The following is a 24,935-nucleotide window of genomic DNA, read 5'->3' on the forward strand; positions in this document are numbered from 1 at the left end:
TCGCGACAACTATGCAATTTGATTTTTTCAGATTGCAGGTCTGCAAGAGAATGCGAGGATTACACACCCACGCGTCCAGCCACTCCGAGAGATAGCCGTCGCCGAGGTAGATCCCGGCCTCCACCGGCAGCCCGCACCGGAGTTCGAGTTCGATCAACGCATCGCCTGGTAGGTGCGGACAGGCACGAAATCAAGACAAGCCGCCGCTCGTCGTGGGGTGACTCGAGCCTGTAGCCCGGAAACTCGTCGCTAGCAGTTCCTCTCTGGGCTACAGGCGGCGCAACCGATGCAATACGGCAGCTTCTCCGGAGGATTCCGATACTTTCCTGGGCGAAATCGGCGATTGACTGCGGCGGCCAAGATGAAGATACTGAAGATACTTACGCATGTCGCGTTGAATTTCCTATCCTTTACTATCCGTCAGTATCGTCAGGAGGAGATTGTGGAAAACGATGGCGATTAACGGATACTCATCAGCGCTTCGCTGGATGGATTTTGGCTGGTGGATCATCAGGGACAATTGGTGGATGTAAATGACGCCTATTGTGAATTGAGCGGCTACACCCGCGCCGAACTCCTCACCATGAGGATTGAGGACTTAGAAGTCAATCAAACGCCCGCCGAGATCGCCCAACATTTGCGGGCGATCAGAGCCAACGGCAGCGCGCGGTTTGAATCCCGCCATCGAACGCGTAACGGGTCCTTCGTGGATGTCGAAGTGAGCGCGCATTTCGACGCCACACGGGACCGCATCGTTTCCTTTTTGCGCGACATTACCGCCAAGCTGGCCGCAGACCGTGTCTTGCGGCAGCGTACCGACGAGCTGACCGAGCGGCTCAAGGAGCTGCGTTGTCTGTTGGACTTGTCCACGCTGATTGCCCGGCGCGATCTGGGGTTCGACGATATCATGCAGCGTGCGGTAGACTTATTGCCGCCGGCCTGGCGCTATCCAGCGCTCGCCGCCGCCCAGTTGACGCTTCCGGACGCCCGCTACGCAACGGCCAATTATCAAGAGACGCCGTGGCAAATGGTCTGTGATCTGGCCGCGAGCGAAGCCACGCAAGGACAGCTCAGCGTGGTCTATGTGGAGCAAGCACCGGGCTATGAAGCCGATCCGTTCTTACCGGAGGAGCATCTCCTTCTTGAAGCGGTCACGCAGCGCTTGTCCGGTTACATCAGGCGCTGGCGTGTCGAGGAAGAACTGCTCTTGCGCGAGGAGAGCCTGAACTCACTACTGGACTTGAGCCAGCGTGCCTTCACCTTGCGAGAGCGCGACATCATCCAATTGGCTTTGGAGGAAGTCGAAAGTCTGACCTCGAGCGAAATCGGCTATTTGCATTTCGTCAATGCCGATCAGAACACCATCGAGCTGTATACCTGGTCACAGCAGACACTGCGTCAATGTACTGCGGCGCACGATGAGCATTATCCGCTGTCGCAGGCCGGGGTGTGGGCCGATTGCGCGCGCCAGAAGCGTCCGGTGGTCCACAACGATTATCAGAACTACGCTGACAAGAAGGGCTATCCGATCGGTCATACCCACCTCATCCGCCATGTGAGCGTGCCCGTGGTGGAAGAGGATGCGGTCAGACTCATTCTGGGCGTCGGCAACAAGCGATCGGATTATGATGAGGCCGACGTGCGGCAGTTGCTGCTGACGGCCGAGCATCTGTGGCGGATCGTGCGCCAAAGGCGCGCCGAAGACGAAGTCCAGCGTGAGGCGGAGCGGGTTTCGACGCTGGCGCGGGTCGCGTCACGGCTCAACGCGCACCTGGAATTGGCCACCGTACTGCAGACGGTATGCGAAGAAACCGCGCAGGCGCTGGGTTTCCCCGCCGCCAGCGTGTTCTTGTCTGACAACCCGGCGCATGCGGGCTGTCAAACGACGACTCTGTCTCATCAGTCCGGCGCGACAACAGCCGAATGTCAGACTGAGTTGTTGACCCTGCTGGCTGCTGCGAACTGGGACCTTGATGTCTTCGTTCTGCCGCCCGCCGCGCCGCGCGACCAGGTTGGCGACTTGACCGCCGTCCGCTTGATCCACGACGATCGTTGCTTGGGCGTGTTGGCCGTGTACAGCGTCGGCACCGCGCGTTTTTGGGAGGCCGCGGACACCATATTGTTGCGCGGTCTCGCCAATCAGGCCTCGCAGGCGATCGTCAATGCGCGGCTGTTCACTGAAGTCCGGCAGAACCATGTACAGCTGCAAACGTTGTCGCGCCGCTTGGTGGAGGTGCAGGAAGAGGAGCGCCGCCACATCGCCCGGGAATTGCATGACGAGGTCGGACAGGTGTTGACGGCGGTCAAGATTGACTTGCAAAGCTTGCGAAGGCAATCGGCGATGACGCCGTATGCAGCGCGCCTTGATGAGAACATCGAGATCACCCAGCGCGCCCTGGAACAGGTGCGCAATCTCTCGCTGGACTTGCGCCCGTCAATGCTGGACGACCTCGGGTTAAGCGCGGCGCTGGAGTGGTACGTTCAACGCTTGTCGCAGGCGGCCGGGCTCAAACCGGAACTCACCCTACCCACCGATGCACCGCGGTGGGCCCCCACAATCGAGATCACCTGTTTTCGCGTCGCTCAGGAAGCCATAACCAATATCATGCGCCATGCGAACGCTCGGCACGTGTGGATTGACCTGCAATATTCCCCGGATGACGTGCGCCTGCGCGTGCAGGATGACGGACAGGGCTTCGAGCCGGCTGCCGCGCGTCTCCGCGCCACTCAAACAGCCGCCAGTGTGGGGTTGTTGGGAATGGCCGAACGAGTGGAACTGGCGGGAGGACAACTGAAGATCGAGTCCGCCCCTGGGCAAGGGACCTCTGTGCAAGTCATCTTCAACACGCCCGTGTTGCGCTGACTCAGGCGACCGGCGTTGATCCATGAAAAGGTAACGAATGCCCGTACGCATTTTGATCGTTGATGACAATCGGCGCTTCATCGCATCCGCCGAGCGGTTCTTTGCCGATGAACTGGGTGTGACCGTCGTGGGTAGCGCCCTGTCGGGGGCGGAGGCGTTGGACCAAGTGGCACGCCTGAATCCCGACCTGGTGCTGATGGACGTGGCGATGCCCGGAATGGATGGCCTTGAATCGACCCAACGCATCAAGGCCCGCACCAACGCGCCGCTGGTCATCATCCTCACGTTCTATGACACGCCCAAATATCGCCAGGCCGCCTATCAGGCCGGCGCTGATGGCTTTGTGCCCAAGGCCGATTTTGGCGAGCAACTCCTGCCGTTGATCTTCACGCTGCTCCCCGACCTCAACAAGCCCGACCGGCAGCCCGATCTTCCGGCGACACGACTGCACACTCGCCCCATCGAGGCGCCCCCCATCAAACGTACCGCCTATACCAAGAATGGTTGGCTGTCCTCACAACAGGTACGCACCGTGATCATGGCCGGCGGCGATGGCACACGACTGGGGGTGCTGACCGCTCGCCGGGCCAAGCCCGCCGTGCCGTTTGCCGGCAAATATCGCATCATCGACTTTGCGCTATCGAACTGCGTCAATTCTGGGCTGTTCGACCTCATGGTCCTCACCCAATATCTCCCGCACTCCCTCAATGCCCATATCGGCGTTGGCCGCCCGTGGGACTTGGATCGCGGATTTACCGGCGGCATCCGCATGCTGCATCCCTTTAGAGAGCGCGAGCACACCGATTGGCAATCCGGCACGGCTAACGCCGTGCTCCAGAACCTGAGTTTCATCACAGACAACGACCCCGCGCTGGTGCTGGTGCTGGCGGGCGATCACGTGTATCACATGAATTACGGCCCGCTGCTCGCCTTCCACGCCGAGCATCAGGCCGATCTCACCATCGCCGCGACTGATGTATCCATCGAAGACGCACCGCGTTTTGGCGTTCTGGCCACCGATGGCGAACAGCGCGTGTTGGCTTTCCAGGAAAAGCCTCAACGACCGACGAGCACTCTCGCCTCGATGGGGATTTATGTGTTCAGCCGGAAAGTGCTTGAACACTGCCTGCATGAAGACCATCTTACGCCGGACTCTTCGCACGACTTCGGCAAAGACATCATTCCGCGTTTGGTGGGTTCCGGTCAGCGCGTCTTCGCCTATCGGCACGAAGGGTATTGGATGGATGTTGGCACCATAGACACGTACTGGCGCGTGCATATGGATCTGCTTCGCCATCCACCCGCGTTCAAGTTGAACGACCGCTCTTGGGTGATCCGCACGCACTCGGAGGAGCGGCCGCCGATGCTAATCGAAGCTGGCGCATCAGCCCAGGCTTGCCTCATTACCGATGGGGTCGTCATTGCACCCGGCGCCGTGGTCGAGCGCTCGATCCTGTCGCCGGGCGTCTATATCGGCCCCGGTGCCATCGTACGCGACTCGATTGTGTTCACCGATAGTTACGTGGAGGCTGGTGCGCACGTTGAACGCGCCATCATCGACAAGAATGTGATCGTCGGCCCAAACGCGTGCGTGGGCAGACGCGATGACGCGGACGGCTCGCCGGGCATCACCACCATTGGGAAGAACGTCCAAATCGCCGCCGGACTCACCATCGATCGCGGCATGTCGATCAGCCCCGATGTGTATCTGGAGCAGGAACCACTCCTGTGGCCGTCTCCGTAGGACGTTCACAGGGGGCCGCGTGAGCTCCACATCAAATTCGGTGCGCCGGGTGTGGGTGATCCATGTGCGCCGGCATTCCCGTGGCGCGCGCCTGACGGTCGCCGATACGACCCAGCCCGGTGTGGGGCGTCGGCGGTCGTTGCTACCAGCTGAGGCGCTGGTCGGCATTGAAGGCAGGAGCGGACTGGCGGAGTGGATCGGTTCATGGATCGTGCTCAGCACCGGTGGCATCCCATAGCGGCAGGCCGCGGGCGGTTGCGATCCTTGCCCTCGGTTGCAGGTAGCCAATCTGAGGAGGTTGTGGCGCCTCGTAGCCGGAAACTGAACGGCGGCTTCAATCGATTTCTATGACCGGTTCGGAGTATCGTCAACGTCGGGGTAGGGTCGATCGCGACGATGCGATGCGCTAGCCTGCGGCCGTTCAAGCAACTCCTCATGTTTACTGGCGCCGCCGTTCCTTGACGGCTTCTTTGGAGATTCCATCGCCGCGCCTGCGACCGCGGGCTATGCCTACCCCACCTTGGCTCCGGCCGTTCCCGGCGTGAATGTTTTGACGTATCAATGGCCGGAGTTGGCTGTTAGTCGGGTAGCAGAAGTGCCTTGCTGCACCGCCGCCCCCTAAGAACCGTACAGGCGCCTGACGACGCATACGGCTCAAGCCTCTTAAAGGCATCTTGCAACACTCGGTTTCACAACATCTGCTACGCCTTCACAATACACGCTACCTGGCCATTGCACAGCAAGCCGACAACCACCTGACGCTTGCCGCTCTTTCGGTCCCGGTTGTAACCGAAGGCCGCCAGCTCGTTGTCCTCCCCCTCCAGGTACCCGCGCCGTTTGGTGTATATTGCGTTGCGGTATGAGATGAATGCGTATCGGGCGGATGGCCACCCCGGGGAAAGTTGACTGTTCGGTCGCCAGTTGCTGCGTAAGGCCGCGGATTGTCTTCCGATCAATTTGTGTGATGCGCGCAATTTCGTGCTGGCTCTTCCCGGCCGCCAGAAGCGTGAATAGCGTGCTTTGCAGATGTGGCTTCAAGACGTTCACTCCTTACTCCCTTCGAAAATCGAAGAGCGAAGATTACGTCCTGCCGAAAACTCCCCTGACAGCGTCGAAAACGGCGCCCTAGTGCACCGTTACGCGCTCATCAGGGTGGGGAATTTTAACCGGCATCGGGGCGGTGATCTTATCCGCATGGGCCTGTACCCTAGCACGTTGCCAAAACCATCCCACGTCGAGAATATTTACACTTCTAGCGGTGTGGTTTTCTTAATACCAATGATTTTTAAAGGTATTTCACTGAAGCACGATTCGTGCTTCAGAAGTTTACTGGCGAGTTTAGCGGGTAGCCCCGATTTACCAGCTGGGGTGGTCAGTGACAACCATGGCTGGTTATCCTCACGGCAATGTCAGCGCTTTGAAGTGTCTCAGTTTTGCATCGGGGGCAAAGAAATGCGGTGTAGGTTGCCAATCACTGTTGACAACACCCCCATGACATGGCAGACAATGGCTCTACCATACATGAACTTAGACGACATAGTTAAAGTTGCTTGTGAATATTGTTGGTGTAGAACTCTGGCAAGTCAGTACGATAGTCGCTTGATGAGCTATACCAAGGTGGCAGTTGCCAAGAAGTTTGCTGGCCCGCAGCGGCCAAAGATACTCTCATCATACGGTGAATAACCATGGATATTTCAGATGACACCACACTTTGGCTTTTTCCTATCCCAGTAGGTAGCTTCTCGGATCAGAATTTCTCAGAGACGGAATTTCTTCGCACGCAGGTTGCCGTTATTGAAGCATATGTCGAGCACTTTCCCTCTGATGAGAGGGATTTCCGTGCGCTGGCCTGGATCGAAGCCAATGCCAGCCAATATCGCCACTGGTGGCAGACACAGGCGGCGACCAGCCGATACCATGTGCATTCCACAATGGGTTACTGAGACGCATAACACTGGCGGCGCTCGTCGGCCAGAGATAAGTAATGTCCATGGCGTTCAAGGATAATCAGCAACTGGTAGCGGGATTTCATTCATACATTTACGCATATAGCATTGCGCAATGCAAAGAAAAAGCTTGGGATTCGCCACATAGCAGGATTTGTCGATTTGCGCTGCAGACGTATGTGTTTGTCTTGTTGCGTCGGCGTGCAAAATCTTGACGCCTACGCGCCGAACGTCGGTTGCGATGAGCTACGAGACTACGGCTGGCAGAAGTGCCGCAGGTTGATCATCGTATAGGCGAGGGTCTTTAATGCATAGTGCAGACGGCTGATCCATTCGAAGCGCAGCAAGAGCCGCTTGAACTTGTCCTCCCAAGCGAACGATAGCTCGATGGTTCTGAACCGCTCCTTGAAGAAGGCGGGATTGTAGATCGGCTTGGTTCGGCAGTTCTGCAGGGTGCCTTTGATCTTCTTGACCGTCACCGGCAGGTGCTTACGCCCCGATGGCCGGTCAAAATCCCCCACCTTTGGTCACTTCAAAATCCCCCACCCTGATGAGCGCGTAACGGTGCACTAGGGCGCCATTTTCGACGCTGTCAGGGGAGTTTTCGGCAGGACGTAATCTTCGCTCTTCGATTTTCGAAGGGAGTAAGGAGTGAACGTCTTGAAGCCCCATCTGCAAACCACGGTATTCACGCTTCTGGCGGCCGGGAAGAGCCAGCACGAAATTGCGCGCATCACACAAATTGATCGGAACACAATCCGCGGTCTTGCGCAGCAACTGGCGACCGAACAGTCAACTTCCCCCGGGGTGGCCACCGGCCCGGTGAATCAAATTCCCCCACCCTGGCCACCGGGTCCGAGCCGGCACTCCACGTCGGCCTGTGAACCGCATCGGGGGTTCATCACGGCGCAGTTACAGTTGCGCCGCAACTTCACCGCGATTTACCAGGATCTGGTGGATCAGTTCGGATTTTCTGCCGGCTATAACAGCGTCAAGCGCTTTGCCGGCACCCTGATCGGGAAGGAACCGGCACAGTTCGACCGACTGGAATTTGCGCCCGGTGAAGAGGTGCAGGTCGATTATGGCGAGGGCGCACTCACGCTCTATCCCGGTACGGATCGCTACCGTAAGCCGCGCCTGTTCGTATGCACCCTGCGCTATTCACGGCGCAGCTTTCGGCGCGTGGTGTGGAAATCCAGTCAGGAGACCTGGGCCCGCTTGCACGAGCAGGCCTGGCGATATTTCGGTGGCACAGTTGTAGCTATGTGGTTCTCGATAACCTGAAGGAAGGGGTCATCAAGCCTGACTTGTACGAACCGGAGCTGAACCCGGTCTACGCCGCCGTACTCGCACATTACGGCGTGGTGGCTGACCCTGCGCGTGTCAGGGATCCCAATCGCAAAGGTACCGTGGAAAATGCTATACAGCATACCCAGAGTACGGCGCTCAAGGGCCGGCGCTTCGCCTCGATCGAGGAGCAGAACGACTTCCTCGAACATTGGGAAACCCACTGGGCGGCGCAACGCATTCACGGCAGTGCGAAACGCCAGGTCGAAGCCATGTTCCAGGAAGAACGTCCGCTCCTGAAGCCTTTGCCACTGCAGGGCTTCCAGTATTTTGTCGAATCCGAGCGTACCGTCTACGACGACACTTGCGTACGGGTCGACCACAGCAGCTATGCGGCCCGTCCGGCGCGCATCGGTAGCCGCGTACTGGTGCGCGTGTTCGAGCATCACCTCGAGATCCGCGATGGCCAGACGCAGGCCTTGCTGCGCACCCACCCCTTGGCGGCACGCCTGGGCAGTGTGATCTTGCCCGACGAGGAACGTCTGTTCAATCCCTCACGTGAAACCCGTCGCATCCTGACTCAGGCCAAGGACATCGGCCCAGCGACCGAGCAACTGTGCCAGCGCCTGTTCGATCAAGAGGGCCGCGTCGGCCAGCGTCGCCTATGGGGCATCGTTGGCCTCGCCAAGCGCTACCCTCGGCGGCTCATTGACCGTGCCTGCGCGATGGCCCTGCACGAGGGCATCGGCAGCTACAAGCAGATCAAAGCCTTGGCCGAGCGCCTGCTCAACGAGGCTTTGGCGGACATCGATGCTCCGCTTCAAGGCGAACTGGTGCTGACCCAGGACGACCCCTTGATCCGATCCGGCGAAGACTATGCCGACCTGTTCACCCTGGGCGCTCAAAACAGCGCCGCCTTGCCACCCCTCCTGGAGAAATTATCATGAGCATGACCCTGAACGAAATCGACCGCGCCCTGCGCGAACTGCGCCTGTCCGGAATCCGGGCCACCCTCGAGACACGCATTCTGCAAGCCCAGGCGAACCAGGAGCCCTTCCTCGACACCTTCTCCATGATTCTGCAGGACGAACTCGACCGCCGCCGTTCGCGTCTGATGGAGCGCCGTTACCACCAGTCCGGCCTGGACGAACGCGCCACGCTGAACGACTTCGATTGGCGCTTCAATCCGAAACTGCCCCGTCAGGCCTGCTTCGAACTCCATACCCTCAAATTCATCGCCGAGGGGCAAAACGCCCTGCTCATCGGCAAGCCCGGGACGGGCAAAAGTCGGATCGCCAAAGCGGTCGCCTATCAGGCCACCCTGCAAGGCCATGATGTGCGGGTTCTGGAGGCCGACAGCGTCTTTGCCCCGTACGCGCTTGGGAGCAGCGCCGATCAGCAGCGACAGTTGTCCCCCTGGATCGAGGCCGATCTGCTCGTGCTTGACGACCTGTTCCTCGCCAGGCGCATCAGCGACCGTGCCGGCGAGGTACTGCAAATGCTCGTTCATCAGCGCTACAAAACGCGGCGCAGCATCGTGGTGACGTCCAACCGCGTGGTCCAGGACTGGGGCAAATACCTGGGGGACAACACGATGGCCACCACCATTCTCGATCGTCTGATGCACCGCTCGCATCTGCTTGAGTTCGAAGGCAAAAGCTATCGACTCAAAGAAGCGGCGTCGCGCTTCGCTTTGCAACCCGCCGCCGATTGATGTACGCCCTTGCCTCATCGTGCCGTCCAGAACCTTGGGGCGCTGCCCCAAACCCCGCGTTCGCCACGGGGCAGCCGCCGTGGATGATAAAACCATCCACAGCAGCCGCCCAAAGCGTTGGGGCGCTTCGATCTGTCAAGTGGCTTTCGCGGCATAAACGGGTGGCAAACTGCGCCACCCATTTATTCCACGGTCCACTTGACAGCTCTACGCTTTACTTAACAACCAGGGCATCCGCAGCCAAAACTACATTACAATTTCAACCATCCTGCCTGGGGGAGTTTGGGTGGCCAACAGTGGGGGATTTTGAAGTGGCCATCGGGGCTTACGTCCGGCCATGATTTCGGAGGTCCATGAAATGTCTGAAAGCATCGTAAAAAAAGCTTTCAGCACTAAATTGCACCAAAATAAGTTTTTCATTTTGCACGCGAAAAAATCTACCCTCACGCGCGCATCTGTCATATGACATCGTAGAGATTTGACGCCCCTAGAGGGGTCGGTCAGCGCCGCCTAGCGGTCTCGCGAGCCGTTTTCGTATTATTTAGTGCAGGGATTGGAACTCTTGGCAGGGGCCACAAATCTGAGATTGATGGGGCTGAATATCCGCGATGGCTTGAGGATGTCCGGGCGGCTTCGTAAGTCCTGAACAGATTCACTGTCAGAGCTTCTCAGAACAGAAGGTTGGCAGTCGCCAACAAGCCGAGGAACAAGGAAAGCTTGCGAGCGGCGGCTTTGCTTCAGATAGCTGCCCTCCTCGACGACGAGAACTGAACGGCCCTTGTGGGTCGATTCCAGAAGTAGCCTGAAGTACCAACCGGTCGTTCGAGCCGACTTCCAAAGCTACGACCGCTGACCAGCGCATTGCTGCCGTTGGTGGCACCGAGCCAAATGACCGAATTGGCCGATTATGTAGACCGCTTGATTTGTGGAGCTACAAAATCATACCTTTGCAGAGGCTTGACTGCGAAGGGTCTGCTGGCCTCTGATCCCAGGGTACACTCAACATAATTTTTGAGTTCGAACGGTTACCAGACGCAGCAACATCAGCCAAAAGATATTGATCCGGGCGAGCAACAAGCCCATTGCGCTACGGATAAGCGTAGTGAATGTACTCACCTGCAATTTTCTGGCCATGCGACAGACACCAGATTATGTGGACCGCAGATGCAGCACTTTCCCTGTCAAGCAAGGCGTCTGATGGCAGCCACGGCTTAGAATCCACATAATCACGGAGTCTACATAATCGGCCTTATGTGGAGCGCTACATAAGGCCGATTACCGGGCAGCCATGCAAACCCTATCAGGGGCCGCTTGGTTGGCCCAGGCTGATAGTCGGATTCCTGATGTTATCAGGCGGTAAAGCGCCGGGAGACAACACCAGTATGTCCTCGCAGAACAACACCCCGCCATTGCGGGTTTCAGGGCCATGCCCGCGCACCCCAGATCATGCGCCTGGCGACGAAGTGGCGCAGCGGCGGGTAGAGGTCGAGCGCGAGCAGTCCGAGGCCGCGGGCGAAGCGCAGGGGGGGAAAGTCGTTGGAGAACAGGCGGACGATGCCGTCGGTGAAGGCCATGCTGCCGCGCCGGTCGATGCTGCGACTGCGGGCATAGGCGGCAAGTACCGCCGGGTGCCCGGCATCGGGTTGCCTGTGCAGTGATTCGGCCAGCGTTTCAGCCAACTCCCAGGCGTCACGCAGGCCGAGGTTGAAGCCCTGGCCGGAAACCGGGTGCAGGGTTTGCGCGCAGTTGCCGATCCACACCTGTCGTTGCTGCGTGATCTGCTGACGAACTCGCAGCGCGAGCGGAAAGCCGGCGCGCGGGCCGGTAGCAATGAAGTCAAGGCGCTTGCCGAACTGCTCACTTAGCGCCGCAAGGAAATCCCCGTCGTTGAGCTTGAGCAATGCTGCGGCCTTGTCGGGCGGAACGGTGAACACCACCGAGTAGTCCGCGCCGAGCGGCAGCAGGGCCAGCGGTCCGTCTGGCGTGAAACGTTCCCAGGCACGCCTGTTGTGTGCCGGCGTCGGGCGGACTTCGGCAACGATGGCGTGCTGGTCATAGTCGCGCACCTTGACATCGGGGTCGCTGCCGGGTGTGCCTTCGGCATGCACGATGAGCTTTGCCGTGATGCGCCGTGGTGCGCCTTCGTGCATAAGCGTCAGGGTGGCATCTTCGTTGCCGGTTTCTATTTTGTCGATGCTGCACCGGGGCATCAGTTGCTCCGCCGTGATGCGGGCAGCGAGGGCCGCGGCGAGATCGCGGTAGCGCATGACGTAGCCGAGTGCCGGCATGCCATACTCCTCGGCAGTAATCAGCGTGCGTCCGAAGCCACCGCGTTGTGAGACGTGGATTTCGCGAATCGCAGTGGCGGCGGGAGTGTTCCAGGCATTGAGGCGTTCGAGCAGTTGCCGGCTGCCGTGGGCGAGCGCCAGCGCGCGCGGGTCGTCGGCCCACGCGCCGTGCGGGCGGCGGTCGATGAGTAAGACTCGCAGCGGGCTGTCGGCCAGCGCCAGTGCGAGCGTCATGCCGACCGGGCCGGCGCCGACGATGAGCACATCCGTGCTCTCTGAAGGGTGAGGAGTGGGGAGTGAAGAGCAATCAGTCACGGCGCATGACTTCTTCAATTTCGGCTAGCGTTTTTGGTGCGGAGGTGTAGACTTCGCAGCCTTCGCAAGTGACAAATACATCGTCCTCGATGCGGATGCCTATTCCATGCAGGTGTTCGGGAACGTCGGCGCCTGGACGGATGTAGAGGCCGGGTTCAACGGTCAACGCCATGCCGGCTTCAAGTATTACCCACTCGTCGCCGGTTTTGTAATCGCCGGCGTCATGCACGTCGAGCCCGAGCCAGTGTCCGGTGCGGTGCATGTAATAGGGTTTGTAGGCTTCGATGGCGATGAGATCGTCAAGGTTGCCGGCAAGCAGCTTGAGGTCGATCATGCCTCGTACCAGAACGCGCAGCGCAGCATCGTGGTAGGCGATGAAGGGGGTGCCGGGTTTGATCGCGGCAAGCGCAGCGTTTTGGGCGGCGAGAACGATTTCATACACGTCGCGCTGCACAGGGCTGAAGCGGCCATTGACCGGGAAAGTCCGTGTGATGTCGGAGGCATAGCCGTTGACCTCGCAGCCGGCGTCGATCAGCACCATGGCCTGCTCGCCGAGCAGTTTGTTGTTCTCGATGTAGTGCAGGACGCAGGCATTGCGACCGCCGGCGACGATGGGCGAATAGGCGTGGCCGTCGGCGCCGCGTTTGCGGAATTCATAGCCGAGTTCGGCTTCGAGTTCGTATTCGGCCATGCCGGGGCGACAGGCGCGCATGGCGCGTGCGTGGCCGGCCGAGGCGATCGCCGCGGCGCGGCGCATGTGCCCGGCTTCGTGTGCATCCTTGAGCAGGCGCATGCGGTCGAGCGCTTCGCGCAGGTCGCGTATTTCTCCGGGAGCGCGTTTGCCGGCGCGGCTTTGCGCACGCACCGTGTTCAGCGCGGCGACGATTTTCAAATCCCATTCTGCATCGTGGCCCAACGCGTGCCACAGGGTGCTGCGGTTGGCAATCAGTTCGGGTAGCCTCGCCTCGAATTCGCTGAAGGCGTAAGCCTCGTCAAAGCCGAAGGCTTCACCCGCCGTTTGCGGTCCGTAGCGAAAGCCGTCCCAGACTTCGCGCTCCTCGTTTTTTTCACGGCAGAAGAGTATTGAACGCGGCTCATTGCCGCCGAGCAGAACGATCACCGCTTCGGGTTCAGGAAAGCCGGAGAGATACCAGAAGTAGCTGTCGAAGCGGTAGGGGTGGTGCGAGTCGCGATTGCGCAAGCGCTCCGGCGCCGTGGGAATGACGGCGACGCCGTCACCAAGCTGTTTGAGCAATGCGCTGCGTCGCGACGAGTAGGGTTCATGCTTCATTTTTTCTGGGTCAACTCCTGGTTGAGTTCGGCAAGTCGTTCGGGGCTTCCTACGTCGACCCAATAACCCGTGTGACGTTCCCCGGTGACAACGCCACGGGCGATGCCGGCGTCAAGCAGCGGGCGCAGTTTCATGACGGCGCCGGGCGCTACGCCGGTGAAAAATTCCGGCGAGAAAACGCCGGTGCCGGCATAGGTCAGTGTCGGTCCACTGCCTGTGCCGGCGTATCTTACGGTGTCTCCGTCAAGGCAGAAATCGCCGCCGGCATGCTGCGGCGGGTTGTCGACAAAAACAAGATGCGCGTGCCGTGCAGCGAGGGTGTGCGCACGCCTGAAGTCCCAGTCGCACCAGATGTCGCCATTGACGACGAGAAACGGTTCGTTGCCGAGCAGCGGCAGCGCCCTGGCGATGCCGCCGGCCGTTTCCAGCGCGCCGGGTGGTTCCGGCGAGTAGCGGATGTGCAGGCCGAAGCGGCTGCCGTCACCGAGCGCGGCTTCGATCTGCGCGCCGAGATGGGCATGGTTGATTACAACATCATGGAAGCCGCTGGCGGCCAGTCGTTCAAGATGCCAGACGATTAGCGGCCGACCGCCGGCGAGGAGCAGCGGCTTGGGCGTCGCGTCGGTCAGCGGCCGCATTCTTTCGCCGCGGCCGGCGGCGAGAATCATGACTTTCATTGTATGCGGATTTACGCCAGTGGGCGGGCTGTTGTACTGCTTGGCGTGCGATTCATCGGTGCTCATCAGAAGGTAAAGCCGACATCGATGCGGCGGTTTTCAAGCTGATCGAGAAGACGCGCCAGTGGCCGCAGTTCGAGGTAACGCTCGCAGGTCTGGCGCAGGTAAGCGAGCACACGCGGCATGTCCTTCAGGTAGCCGTCCTTGCCGTCGCGGTGGCAGAGGCGGGCGAAGATGCCGAGCACCTTGAGCTGGCGTTGCGCGCCCATCCATTCGTAATCGCGGTAGAAATCGTGGAAGTCGTCAGGTACCGGCAACTTGGCCTGGCGCGCCATTTCCCAGTAGCGGATGACGAAGTCGAGTTCCTGTGCTTCTTCCCAGTGGATATAGGCGTCGCGGTAGAGCGAGACGAGGTCGTAGGTGATCGGGCCGTAAACCGCATCCTGAAAATCGATGATGCCTGGATTTTCGGGATAGTCTTCGCCACTGACCATCAGGTTGCGCGAGTGGTAGTCGCGATGCACGAATACCTGTGGCTGCGCGAGGTTGTTGGCGAGAATTTTATCGAACACCGAGCGCAGCGTGGCCTGCTGTTCTGCACCGAGTGTGACTTCAAGGTGGCGCGCAACATACCAGTCCGGGAAAAGCTCAAGTTCGCGGCTGAGCAGCGCATGATCGTATTCGGGCAACATGCCGGGCCGGCTGGCGCGCTGGATGTCGACCAGTGCAGTATTGGCGTCGCGATAGAGCTTCGGTGCCGTGGTGGCGTCCAGCACGTTGAGGTAAGTGGTATGACCAAGATCAGAGAGAAGCAGAAAACCTTGTGCCAGATCTTCGGCATAGACTTCGGGGACATGCACACCGGCGTCGCGAAAGAGTGCGGCTACTTTCAGAAAAGGGCGGCAATCCTCGTGCTCGGGGGGCGCGTCCATGACGATGCGGGTACTTCCATCGGGCAAGCCGACACGGAAATATCGCCGGAAACTGGCATCGGCCGATGCGGGTTCGAACGAAAACTCCTGATCGGGATGCTGGCACGGTAATTGGCGATCAAGCCAGTCGCGCAACAGGACGGTACGCGGCATGCCGCTTCTCCTTGAGCTAAGGTGCTAAAATGTGTCGATTTTACCACTCGCCCCGCTGGCCGCTGTGCCATCGAAACAACTCGAGCTGCTGCATCTTTTATTGATATTTCTGGATGAATTTTCCTGCCCGGCGCAAACCACTCGCGTTGCTCCTGAGCTACGGTTTTGCGATCTTCCTTGTCGGCGCCTATGCCGCTGAGACGCGGGCGCAAGCTCCTGAGCCGCTGCGCGTTGATCCGGCATTGCTCGGCTTGCCGCCAATAAAGCCTGCAGAAGCGCCCGCTCCTGCCGCCTCTCCTGCTCCGGCGCCAGCCAAAAAATCGAGTGCCGAGGTGCAGCCAGTTGAGGCTGCAGTCGTCGACAAACGGCCGGTTGAGACTGAACCGGAGGTCAGCAAGCCGGTCCGGGCCAGCAAGCCCGCGGCGCAGGAGATGCCGCAACCTGCTGTTGCAGCGCAAGCGGCGCCTGTGGTCACACCTTCACCTACACCAGCTCCGACACCAGTCCCGGCATCGGCACCAGCACCGGCACCAGCACCGGCACCGGCAGTAGCCGCATCGCCAGCAAGTGTGTCTCCGGCGCGCAGCCCTCGTGATGAGGAGCGTCAGGCGGCGCCTGTTGTACCCGCTCGGCAGAAGGCGATACAACCGGAAACCTTGCCTTCGGCGCCAGAGCCCGTCAGGGCAGTGCAACCGCAGGCTCCAGGCCCCGTTGCCCAGCAGCAAGCTCCTGCCGCTTCGTCATTACCATCGTCTCGCCGGGAGGCCTCCACGCTGGAGCCCTTGCGTGTCGACCCGGCCTTGCTCTGGTCGCCGCCCGTTGCGGCTCCAGTGGCCCGGACAGCCCCAGCGGCTCCGACCGCACCGACAGCCTCACCCCAGCCATCCTATGTGCCCCGTGAAGCCGGTACGGCGCCGGACGCGGTGGTGTCGTCGGTTCCAGCCGCCTCGGGCGGCAGTGCTGCAAGCGTCGCGGCAAAACCGGCCACGGCGCAGAAGCCCCCGGACAAAAGCTGGCTGCGGCGCATCTGGGATCCGGTGGCCAATGCCTACAACAATGGCGCACTTGAATTTTATCTGCCGTTTAAGACCTACCATTCGCGCAGCACGTATACCCAAGAACAGATCGACTCCTATCAGGAAAACCCGCTCGGCTTTGGTATCGGCCGTGGCTTGTACAACGAGAGGGGGAACTGGGAAGGCGTCTTCGCCATGGGTTTCCAGGATTCGCACTACAAACCATCCTATACCGGGGGTTACAGTTGGAAAGCCATCTGGCGTCCGGCCGATGATGTACGCCTGGGATTGGGCTATATTGCCGGCCTGATGTCGCGCTCGGACGTCCTCAGCTATGTCCCCTTTCCAATCGTTCTGCCGGTGGCTTCGGTGGCCTACAAGAACTTCAGTCTGGAAGGAACTTACGTTCCCCCCGGTGGCAGTAATGGCGGCAACGTCCTCTTTATCTGGGCCAAGTGGGAATTGGGCAAGACCGGCGAGGCCATCGGTACGCCAGCGCGTCCGGCGCAAGAAGAGCCGACGCAAATGGCCTTCGGCAGTGCTACGCCGCTTGAACGCCAGCGCGTGCCCTATGGCCCGGTTCTGGAGCCAGGTTCAAGCGCTCGCCTGGTCTCGCCCGAGGAAACGGTTCCCCCGCTCGTCGCGGCAACGGGTTGGCGCGACGAGGATCAGGTTCCCGACGTACCCGACGTCTTGCCGGCGCTCGTCTTGCGTTCCTCAAAAACCATGGAGCCGCTATCCAGCGATAGTTCCGTGCCGCGACCGGTTTTCCTCAATGCACAACGCATGGGAGGGGATGTGAATCGGGAGTTTATCGCCGAGGGCGATGCCGAATTGCGCAAGATTGGCACGGTGGTCAATGCCGACCGTCTGACCTACTGGCCGATCGACGATGAGGTCGAAGCCGAGGGCAATGTTCGCCTTGAACAAGGCGATGATCTGATCACCGGGCCAAAGATGCGGCTCAAGGTCGAAGATCAGGTGGGGTTTTTCGAGCAGCCTTCGTATACGATAAAACGTCAGCCCTTGCCGGGAAGCAAGGCGGCGGCCGATAAGGCTTATGCGGCGCAATTTGCTGAACAGGAGGGCGATGATTCCTGGCTTTCTTCGGGTTTTGCCAGCCCGCGCGTACTTAAAATCAAACCTGGTCAGACCAAATTCGATGCAACCAAGCAGAAGGGTCCGATAATGACGGAAGCGCGCGGCGTAGCTGATCGTATCGACTTCGAGGGCGAAAATCAGTTCAGGCTGACGAATGGAACCTATACCACTTGTGCACCGGGTAATGACGACTGGTATGCCAGGGCGGACACACTCAAGCTTGACTACGACCGCGAAGTGGCTGATGGAACTGACGGCACGGTGTATTTCCTTGGCATGCCGATTATCTATTCGCCGTGGTTGTCGTTCTCACTCAACAACGAACGAAAATCAGGCTTCCTGTCGCCGACCTTTGGCACGAACAGTGATAGTGGTTTTGAATTATCCCTGCCCTACTACTGGAATATCGCGCCGAACATGGACGCGACAATTACGCCACGCGTGTTGACCAAGCGAGGTATTGAAATAGGTAACGAGTTCCGTTATCTCGATACGGCTTTCGGCGGTTTCTATCGAGGGCTGGCGCGGGTGGAATATTTGCCGAACGACAAATTGTTTAACAATGAAGACCGTTACGGCTACGCATTGCAGCATACTCAGACAACGGCCAACGGCTTTTCCGGCCTGATCAACTACAACAAGGTATCCGATAGTAAATATTTCATCGATCTTTCAAGCAACATCTCAAAAACCTCACAAACGCAGTTGCCGCAGCAAGGCATACTGACCTACGGTGGTGGCGGTTGGTGGAGTGCGTCGGCCAATTTCCTTCAGTACCAGACGCTGCAGCCCGATCCGAATAACCCGGTGCAGGTGCCCTACAAGCTGATGCCGCAGTTTACGGTCAATGCCCGCCAGCCTGATCTTTACATGACCGACAGCACTTTCCTTGGACAGTACACCAATTTTACGATCGACCAGCGGATACAACTCGTCAATGGCGTTCCGACAATATTCCCTGATGCGCAGCGAAGCGTGCTTTATCCACAGGTGGCGCTGCCTTACGTGACTCCGGGCTGGTACGTGACGCCAAAGTTCGGAGTCAATTCGACGCACTACTCACTGTCGGGACAAGCGCCGGGTACTCCGGATTCGATCAATCGTACGCTGCCGATTTTCAGTGTCGATTCGGGTATGACCTTTGAGCGGTCGAGCAACTGGTTCGGGCGGGATTACACGCAGACCCTGGAGCCACGCCTTTATTACCTGAATATCCCGTACAAGAACCAGAGCCAGATTCCGATCTTTGACACCGGTCTGGCGGATTTCAACATGGCGCAGATTTTTTCCGAGAACCAGTTCTCCGGATGGGACCGCATCAACAATGCCAATTCACTGACTACGGCCGTGTCAACCCGATTGCTCGAGCCCTCCAGCGGCAACGAAATCATGCGTGCGATGATCGGTCAGCGTTTCTATTTTACGAGAAACAAGGTGTCGCTCCCCAACCGAACGACGGTCGGTGATACCGAATTTAACACCTCCGATTTCCTCGCTGGCATCAGTGGGCAAATACTGCCCAAGGTGTTCGCCGATACTGCTGTGCAATACACTTTTAGCAATAACCAGATCCAGCGCTATGTAATCGGAGCGCACTATCAGCCCGAGCCGGGCAAGGCCCTGAATGTCGGGTATCGCTATAATCGTGACGCCAATGCGCCGATCGACCAGGTTGAATTTTCAGGACAGTGGCCGATCACGGGGCGTTGGCATGTGGTTGGCCGGATCGATTATTCGCTCTCTGATCAGGGAACCAGCCCTGCGACCAGCAATAAACAGGGCGGGCGTCTGATCCAGGCCATTACCGGTCTGGAATACAACGGGGGGTGCTGGGTCGTACGTAGTGTCGTCCAGAAAATTGCCCTCACACAGGACAATAGCTCAACGGCATTCTTCATCCAGCTTGAACTGAATGATTTCTCAAAAATTGGCTCCAATCCGCTGAATCTTCTCAAGCGCAATATTCAGGGCTACAGCCTGATCAATCAGCCTGCCGCTGTCTTTGATGAATAGAAGGTGTGACTCATGACGCTATGGCTTCGTATTGTTGTTCTGTTTTTCTGTCTCGTCGGGCTGGCCTCGGCGCAGTCTCCTCGCCGCCAGGCGGGTGAGCCGTTACCGGCTGATCGCATCGTTGCCGTCGTCAATGACGAAGTGATAACACTTTACGAATTGCGGACACGCCTTGACCTCGCGCTCACCCAACTCCAAAAACAGGGTACCCCGTTGCCGCCGCGTGATGTTCTTGAGCGACAGATGCTTGAGCGTCTGGTGATCGACAAGGTTCAGTTGCAACACGCCCGGGATACCGGTTTGCGGGTTGACGATGCGCAGCTTGAGCAGGCGCTGCAGCGTATTGCCGCCAACAACAAAATGTCGCTCTCCCAGTTTCGTGCGGCGCTGCAAAAGGATGGTATTCCGTTTGTGAAGTTTCGCGAGGATATTCGTGAAGAGATGACCATTGCGCGTGTTCGCGAGCGTGAAGTGGAAAACAAGATCGCAATCTCGGAAGGCGAGATTGACAACTATCTGAGCGACGATTTGACAAAAGGCAGTGGCAGAGAAGAATACGAAGTTGCACACATCCTTCTGCGCTCACCCGAATCGGCCAGTCCGGAACAGATTCAGAAACTCAAGGCCAAGGCGGATCAGGTGCTCGAACGATTGAGGAAAGGTGAAGATTTTGCCCAGCTTGCAGCGGCGTATTCCGATGCGCCGGATGCATTGAAGGGAGGCAATCTGGGTCTGCGTCCGCTCGATCGCCTGCCCGCCATTTTTTCTGAAGTTGTGGTCAAGCTCAAGGTCGGCGAGGTAGCGCCGATGCTGCGCAGCCCCAATGGCTTCCATATTGTCAAGCTGGTTTCCAAAGGCGGTGGAGCGGCCATTCCGGCAGTGCAGCAAACGCATGCCAGGCATATTCTGATCAAGGTCAATGAGGTCGTTTCCGAGAACGATGCCAGGCACAAGCTGACTGTCTTGTACGAGCGAATCAAGAATGGCACCAGTTTTGCTGAACTGGCCAGGCTGTTCTCGCAGGACGGTACAGCGTCCAAGGGAGGTGATCTCGGCTGGATATATCCCGGAGATACCGTGCCGGAATTTGAACGGGCGATGAACCAGTTGTCGCCGGGCGAAGTCAGCCAGCCGGTTCAGACGCCATTCGGTTTCCACTTGATCGAGGTACTGGAGCGGCGCGTGCAGGACGTGTCGGCCGATCGTCAGCGCGCGGCGGCTCGTCAGGTGCTGCGTGGGCGCAAGATGGACGAGGCTTATCAGGACTGGTTGCGGCAGGCACGTGACCGCGCCTACGTCGAGATTCGCCTTGAAGAACGCTGAGCCTTGCATAACTTGCCTGTCATAGCCGTCACCTCGGGTGAGCCTGCCGGAATCGGGCCGGAGATCTGCTTGCGCTTGATTGAACGCTGTGCCCAAGATCAACCCGCACGCCTGGTTATTCTGGCTGACAAACATCTCATGGCCGAGCGCGCACAGGCGATCAGTCTGTCCGGCGATTTATGCCAATTGCTTGGTTTGCGCGAGTGGACGAGCGCTGTGCGCGCTTCCCCCGGATGTCTCGATATTCTGCACGTGCCCCTGTCTGTAGCGTCGCGCCCCGGTCAGCTCGATCCGGCCAATTCTCCCTATGTCCTTAAATTGCTTGATCGGGCGCTGGCCGGGTGTCGGTCAGGTGAATTCGCAGCCATGGTTACGGCGCCGGTGCATAAGGGGGTGATCAACGATGCAGGCATTCCCTTTACCGGTCACACCGAGTATCTGGCAGAGCAAACGCATACCCCGCGTGTGGTGATGATGCTTGCCGGGGGTGGATTGAGAGTCGCGCTGGCGACCACCCATCTGCCCTTGAAAGCGGTATCTTCGGCCCTGACGCAGGAATCACTTGAGCAGACACTACGCATCCTGCATGCGGATCTGGGCAGGAAATACGGAATCGGCGAACCGCGCATTCTGGTTACCGGACTGAACCCGCACGCTGGTGAGGGAGGCTATCTCGGGCGCGAGGAAATCGAGGTCATCACCCCGGTGCTGGAGCGTTTGCGTGCCGAAGGCATGACGCTTATCGGTCCCTTGCCTGCCGATACATTGTTCACCCCGCCGATTCTGTCCCAGGGTGATTGTGTGCTGGCCATGTACCATGATCAGGGACTGCCGGTACTCAAGTACGCCAGCTTTGGCCAGGGCATCAATGTGACCCTGGGCCTGCCGATCATACGCACCTCGGTTGACCACGGTACGGCACTCGAACTGGCCGGTAGCGGTCGAGCCGATCCTGGCAGTCTTTTCGTCGCTGTCGAACAGGCTATCGAGATGGCAGGCCGGACTGAGTTGCCGAGCTGTGGAGCGATGGGCACGATGAATTGATGAGCAAGCATGTAGCACGCAAGCGGTTTGGGCAGAATTTCCTGATTGATCGGCAGGTGATCGCCGATATCGTCAATGCCGTTGCCCCCAGGCGCACTGATTGTGTCGTGGAAATCGGCCCGGGGCTGGGCGCGCTGACCGACCCGCTGCTCAAGCGGCTGGATCATCTGCATGTAATCGAGATTGACCGTGACATCATCGTTCGCTTGCAGCAGCGTTATTCTCCGGACAAGCTCACCATCCACCAAGGCGACGCGCTGACTTACGATTTTGCTGCGCTCAACCAGGGTTCCACCGCGGGACTGAAAGTTGTTGGCAATTTGCCCTACAACATCTCGACGCCGCTGCTTTTTCATCTGGCCGGCTTTGCCGGTCACGTGATCGAGATGCATTTCATGCTTCAGAAAGAAGTTGTCGAGCGCATGGTCGCCCGGCCGGGAACGTCCGATTTCGGTCGCCTGTCGGTGATGCTTCAGTATCGTTTTGTCATGGACTGGCTGCTTGATGTGCCACCGGAATCCTTCGACCCGGCACCGAAGGTCGACTCGGCTTTGGTGCGCCTGATTCCCAGGCCGCCAGAGGATCTTTCGGCCAGGGACGAAACAAGATTCGCGACACTGGTGTCTGCGGCATTCGCTCAGCGACGCAAGATGCTGCGCAACAACCTCAAGGGAATTCTTGCTGAGACCAGCTTCGAGCAACTCGGGATTGCCCCGACCGCGCGCGCCGAGGAGTTATCGGTTGACGACTACATTCGCATCGCCAACGCCTTGCACTGAGCAGAGGAGAATCACCTGAAAAAAACGGCGTACCATGATGGCACGCCGTTCCTGCTTGCAGATCGAATCCTCTCAAGTACTTTTTTTCATCGGGCAGCTACTGATGCCGAGCATCGGATAGATCGGGCACCAGCCGATCAGGCCGGTCAACAGCGGGACGACACCGATATAGCCCCAGACACCGACGACATTCATGTAGGCCATGGCGATCAGAACGATGCCGACAGCGATACGCAGTATTTTATCGATACCACCAACGTTTGCTTTCATGATTTTTTTCCTCAAGGTTTGTTAACGACCAGGGCATTCTAGGCCCGTGCTCCGGCCCTGTATGTAACCCAGGTCACAGAGCGGCAGAGGCGACCGTGTTCGATCAGTTGTTGTATGCCAATTGCCCTGTGGTCCGCGTGAATGGAGGGAGTCACTCACGGTTTTCGAGTTGACTATGTGCGTTGCACCTGCCTTGCGGGCCTATCTTTTGCGGCGCTTGTTACGAATGGCGGCTGATGCCTGCCAGTTGCCTCAGGCCTGCTCGGTCAAGCAGGCTGATCCGCTCACGTCCGAGCGCTACGAGACCCTGCGCGGCAAAGCCCTTGAGCAGGCGGCTGACGATTTCCCTGACACTGCCCAGTTCGTCGGCCAGCGCCTGATGTGTGGCCTGGATAGGCTCGGGCTTGCCGAGTAGCAGTTTGGCCAGCCGCTGGTCAAGGCGGTGGAAAGCGACTTCCTCGACGAGTTGCATCAGTTCGGCAATGCGGTCGGCGAGCAGGTGAAAGACGAAGTCGCGAAAGCCGGCATTGCCGGCGATAAGCGTTTCAAAAAGGGCGGTCGGAAGGATGAGCAACTGCAGCGGTGTCTCTGCGATTCCGCGCGCGGTATAGGGCGTGTGACCGAGCAGACAACTGGTCGTGATGACGCAGGAGCCGCCCGGCTCAACGCGGTAAAGCAGCATCTCGCGACCGGCAGGCGTCGTCTTCACCACCTTGATGGTTCCGGAGATCAGCAGGGGAAACCCGCGACACGCTTGCCGTTCGGCATACAGTTCGGTGCCCTCGGCGAGGTTGACCACGGCGTCCGCTTTGCATAGAGCAGCCATCTCAGCTTGCGCAAGCGAGCCAAGGGCAGGGTAGAGCGCCAGCAGCTTGTCTGGCGGGAGTGCAGCGTCCATCACTCGGCGATGAGCGCAGTCACCGGTGCGTGGTCGGAAGGCCGCTCGCGCTTGCGCATTTCGCGATCGATACCGGCTGCGACGCAGCGATCTGCCAGCGGAGCCGAGAGCAGGATGTGATCAATGCGCAGCCCCTGATTCTTCTGGAAGCCAAGCATCCGGTAATCCCACCACGAGAAGCTTTTCTCAGGCTGTTCGAAAAGGCGGAAACTGTCTTTCAATCCCAGACTAAGCAGACGCTGGAAAGCTGCGCGTTCGGGTTCCGAACACAGGATCTGGCCCGCCCAGGCTGCCGGATTGTGAACGTCACGGTCGTCCGGAGCGATGTTGAAGTCGCCGGCCAGCGCCAGTTGCGGGTTGGCGGTCAACTGCTCGCCAATCCAGGTCTCCAGCGCTGCCAGCCAGGCCAGTTTGTACGCGTATTTTTCACTGCCGACGGCCTGTCCATTCGGGATGTAGGCGCAGACGACACGAATGCCGTTCACCGTGGCAGCGAGCAGCCGTTTTTGCAGATCGGGGAAATGCGGGTTGCCGCAAACGACGTCGCTTGGCGTCTCGCGCGCCAGCAGGGCAACGCCGTTGTAGGTCTTCTGCCCGGAGAAAACAACCTGATAACCGGCTGCCTCAATCGCCTGCTGCGGGAAGTTGTGATCCTCGAGTTTGGTCTCCTGCAGACAAACGACATCCGCCTGTTGCGCGGCAAGCCATTCCAGCAGTTGTGGCAGGCGCACCTTGAGTGAGTTGACGTTCCATGCCGCCAGTTTCATCTGGCGAAGACGCCTGACGGCCTGGCACCGTAGGGGGCTAATTTCGGATAACCGGCCAGGTCGAGCAGGTTGTTCCAGGCGCCAGATTCAAGGCCTTTGATACTTTGCTGGCCGACGATAAGGCTGGGTACGGCAGCCTCGCTTCCCAGTATCTTGCTGAGCTCGGCCGATTCCTCATCACTCTTCAGCATCTTTTCCGAAAACGGAATGCCGCGTCGATTGAGCATGTCGCGAGCCTGTTTGCACTCTTCGACACAAGTGGCCACTGTGTACAGTGTGACCGGGAATTTTTCAGCCGCCTGGCGTGTGGCGTAGGGTAACTGCTGTTCGTCAATACGCTCACCGGCAGTGATGGTGACGACATGTTTGGCACCGGGCGGAGGCGGCTGGTCGGAGAAGATCGTTTGACCCGTGTCCTTGTCGACCCAGCGATAAGTGGTCTGGGCGACGGCGAGCGAAGCCGTCAGCAGGGCAGCGCTTAGAATAACGAGACGTAACGTAGGCATGGTTTTAT

The 24,935-nt window shown here is 59.0% G+C and carries 18 protein-coding genes and 1 pseudogene; 10 read left to right on the top strand and 9 right to left on the bottom strand.

Annotation, left to right across the window (positions count from 1 at the left end; translation table 11 throughout):
* Positions 1-472: 472 nt before the first annotated feature.
* From JNM42_RS03190 to JNM42_RS03205, 4 genes are all read left to right on the top strand, one after another.
* Positions 473-2,863 carry a GAF domain-containing protein gene (locus tag JNM42_RS03190; RefSeq protein ID WP_294266123.1) on the top strand — a complete coding sequence of 797 codons (2,391 nt, stop codon included), beginning with the start codon at positions 473-475 and terminating at the stop codon, positions 2,861-2,863.
* Positions 2,864-2,900: 37 nt separating this feature from the next.
* Positions 2,901-4,607: a sugar phosphate nucleotidyltransferase gene (locus JNM42_RS03195; protein WP_294266051.1), complete on the top strand. Its 1,707-nt coding sequence runs from the start codon at positions 2,901-2,903 to the stop codon at positions 4,605-4,607.
* Positions 4,608-4,626: 19 nt separating this feature from the next.
* Positions 4,627-4,845 carry a hypothetical protein gene (locus JNM42_RS03200; RefSeq protein WP_294266054.1) on the top strand — a complete coding sequence of 73 codons (219 nt, stop codon included), beginning with the start codon at positions 4,627-4,629 and terminating at the stop codon, positions 4,843-4,845.
* 1,447 nt (positions 4,846-6,292) lie between these two features.
* Positions 6,293-6,550 (top strand): hypothetical protein, encoded by a 258-nt coding sequence (locus JNM42_RS03205; RefSeq protein WP_294266057.1) that lies wholly within the window; start codon positions 6,293-6,295, stop codon positions 6,548-6,550.
* Between the two features lie 257 nt (positions 6,551-6,807).
* On the opposite strand, the gene JNM42_RS03210 is transcribed toward JNM42_RS03205, so the two are convergent.
* The gene (locus tag JNM42_RS03210) at positions 6,808-7,074 is read right to left on the bottom strand and encodes a hypothetical protein (protein ID WP_294266060.1); all 267 of its coding nucleotides are present in this window, start codon (positions 7,072-7,074) and stop codon (positions 6,808-6,810) included.
* Between the two features lie 130 nt (positions 7,075-7,204).
* Here JNM42_RS03210 and istA point away from each other — a divergent pair.
* Positions 7,205-8,787, top strand: a pseudogene (gene istA, locus JNM42_RS03215) (IS21 family transposase).
* Complete coding sequence (gene istB, locus JNM42_RS03220; RefSeq protein ID WP_294266066.1) at positions 8,784-9,554, top strand: IS21-like element helper ATPase IstB; 771 nt, start codon at positions 8,784-8,786, stop codon at positions 9,552-9,554. Before istA ends, istB begins: the two are co-directional and overlap by 4 nt.
* Positions 9,555-10,972: 1,418 nt before the next feature.
* Here the strand turns inward: istB and JNM42_RS03225 are convergent.
* The 4 genes from JNM42_RS03225 to JNM42_RS03240 form a co-directional block, all read right to left on the bottom strand.
* On the bottom strand, positions 10,973-12,106 hold the full coding sequence (locus JNM42_RS03225; protein WP_294266068.1) for an FAD-dependent monooxygenase: 1,134 nt from the start codon (positions 12,104-12,106) through the stop codon (positions 10,973-10,975).
* 43 nt (positions 12,107-12,149) lie between these two features.
* Positions 12,150-13,448, bottom strand: coding sequence for an aminopeptidase P N-terminal domain-containing protein (locus JNM42_RS03230; RefSeq protein WP_294266071.1), 1,299 nt, complete (start codon positions 13,446-13,448; stop codon positions 12,150-12,152).
* Positions 13,445-14,125, bottom strand: a complete 681-nt coding sequence (murU, locus tag JNM42_RS03235) for an N-acetylmuramate alpha-1-phosphate uridylyltransferase MurU (RefSeq protein WP_294266126.1) — start codon at positions 14,123-14,125, stop codon at positions 13,445-13,447. Before murU ends, JNM42_RS03230 begins: the two co-directional genes overlap by 4 nt.
* A 65-nt stretch (positions 14,126-14,190) precedes the next feature.
* The gene (locus JNM42_RS03240; protein ID WP_294266074.1) at positions 14,191-15,210 is read right to left on the bottom strand and encodes a phosphotransferase; all 1,020 of its coding nucleotides are present in this window, start codon (positions 15,208-15,210) and stop codon (positions 14,191-14,193) included.
* 113 nt (positions 15,211-15,323) lie between these two features.
* Between JNM42_RS03240 and pagP the strand changes: the two genes are divergently transcribed.
* From pagP to rsmA, 4 genes are read left to right on the top strand one after another with little or no spacing between them, the layout of a single operon-like run.
* Entirely contained in the window at positions 15,324-19,340 is a 4,017-nt protein-coding gene (gene pagP / locus JNM42_RS03245; protein ID WP_294266078.1) for a lipid IV(A) palmitoyltransferase PagP, read from the top strand.
* Positions 19,341-19,352: 12 nt separating this feature from the next.
* Positions 19,353-20,663 carry a peptidylprolyl isomerase gene (locus tag JNM42_RS03250; protein WP_294266080.1) on the top strand — a complete coding sequence of 437 codons (1,311 nt, stop codon included), beginning with the start codon at positions 19,353-19,355 and terminating at the stop codon, positions 20,661-20,663.
* A gap of 3 nt (positions 20,664-20,666) precedes the next feature.
* Complete coding sequence (pdxA, locus tag JNM42_RS03255) at positions 20,667-21,707, top strand: 4-hydroxythreonine-4-phosphate dehydrogenase PdxA (RefSeq protein WP_294266084.1); 1,041 nt, start codon at positions 20,667-20,669, stop codon at positions 21,705-21,707.
* Positions 21,707-22,486 carry a 16S rRNA (adenine(1518)-N(6)/adenine(1519)-N(6))-dimethyltransferase RsmA gene (gene rsmA, locus JNM42_RS03260; RefSeq protein ID WP_294266087.1) on the top strand — a complete coding sequence of 260 codons (780 nt, stop codon included), beginning with the start codon at positions 21,707-21,709 and terminating at the stop codon, positions 22,484-22,486. The genes pdxA and rsmA overlap by 1 nt, the downstream gene beginning before the upstream one ends.
* 72 nt (positions 22,487-22,558) lie before the next feature.
* On the opposite strand, the gene JNM42_RS03265 is transcribed toward rsmA, so the two are convergent.
* The 4 genes from JNM42_RS03265 to JNM42_RS03280 all read right to left on the bottom strand — a co-directional run bounded on the left by JNM42_RS03265 (position 22,559) and on the right by JNM42_RS03280 (position 24,927).
* The gene (locus JNM42_RS03265) at positions 22,559-22,756 is read right to left on the bottom strand and encodes a DUF2892 domain-containing protein (protein ID WP_294266090.1); all 198 of its coding nucleotides are present in this window, start codon (positions 22,754-22,756) and stop codon (positions 22,559-22,561) included.
* Between the two features lie 220 nt (positions 22,757-22,976).
* Positions 22,977-23,654, bottom strand: a complete 678-nt coding sequence (locus JNM42_RS03270; RefSeq protein WP_294266093.1) for a Crp/Fnr family transcriptional regulator — start codon at positions 23,652-23,654, stop codon at positions 22,977-22,979.
* Positions 23,654-24,421, bottom strand: a complete 768-nt coding sequence (xth, locus tag JNM42_RS03275; protein WP_294266096.1) for an exodeoxyribonuclease III — start codon at positions 24,419-24,421, stop codon at positions 23,654-23,656. Before xth ends, JNM42_RS03270 begins: the two co-directional genes overlap by 1 nt.
* Positions 24,418-24,927 carry a glutaredoxin family protein gene (locus JNM42_RS03280; protein WP_294266098.1) on the bottom strand — a complete coding sequence of 170 codons (510 nt, stop codon included), beginning with the start codon at positions 24,925-24,927 and terminating at the stop codon, positions 24,418-24,420. The genes xth and JNM42_RS03280 overlap by 4 nt, the downstream gene beginning before the upstream one ends.
* Positions 24,928-24,935 lie beyond the last annotated feature (8 nt).

The sequence above is a fragment of the Propionivibrio sp. genome (assembly GCF_016790145.1).
GTDB lineage: Bacteria > Pseudomonadota > Gammaproteobacteria > Burkholderiales > Rhodocyclaceae > Propionivibrio.

Excerpts from the sequence above, each read along its gene's own strand:
- JNM42_RS03195 (WP_294266051.1), top strand. The coding sequence starts at position 2,901 with ATGCCCGTACGCATTTTGATCGTTGATGACAATCGGCGCTTCATCGCA.
- JNM42_RS03205 (WP_294266057.1), top strand. The coding sequence starts at position 6,293 with ATGGATATTTCAGATGACACCACACTTTGGCTTTTTCCTATCCCAGTA.
- istB (WP_294266066.1), top strand. The coding sequence starts at position 8,784 with ATGAGCATGACCCTGAACGAAATCGACCGCGCCCTGCGCGAACTGCGC.
- JNM42_RS03230 (WP_294266071.1), bottom strand. The coding sequence starts at position 13,448 with ATGAAGCATGAACCCTACTCGTCGCGACGCAGCGCATTGCTCAAACAG.
- murU (WP_294266126.1), bottom strand. The coding sequence starts at position 14,125 with ATGAAAGTCATGATTCTCGCCGCCGGCCGCGGCGAAAGAATGCGGCCG.
- JNM42_RS03240 (WP_294266074.1), bottom strand. The coding sequence starts at position 15,210 with ATGCCGCGTACCGTCCTGTTGCGCGACTGGCTTGATCGCCAATTACCG.
- pagP (WP_294266078.1), top strand. The coding sequence starts at position 15,324 with ATGAATTTTCCTGCCCGGCGCAAACCACTCGCGTTGCTCCTGAGCTAC.
- JNM42_RS03250 (WP_294266080.1), top strand. The coding sequence starts at position 19,353 with ATGACGCTATGGCTTCGTATTGTTGTTCTGTTTTTCTGTCTCGTCGGG.
- rsmA (WP_294266087.1), top strand. The coding sequence starts at position 21,707 with ATGAGCAAGCATGTAGCACGCAAGCGGTTTGGGCAGAATTTCCTGATT.
- JNM42_RS03265 (WP_294266090.1), bottom strand. The coding sequence starts at position 22,756 with ATGAAAGCAAACGTTGGTGGTATCGATAAAATACTGCGTATCGCTGTC.
- JNM42_RS03270 (WP_294266093.1), bottom strand. The coding sequence starts at position 23,654 with ATGGACGCTGCACTCCCGCCAGACAAGCTGCTGGCGCTCTACCCTGCC.
- xth (WP_294266096.1), bottom strand. The coding sequence starts at position 24,421 with ATGAAACTGGCGGCATGGAACGTCAACTCACTCAAGGTGCGCCTGCCA.
- JNM42_RS03280 (WP_294266098.1), bottom strand. The coding sequence starts at position 24,927 with ATGCCTACGTTACGTCTCGTTATTCTAAGCGCTGCCCTGCTGACGGCT.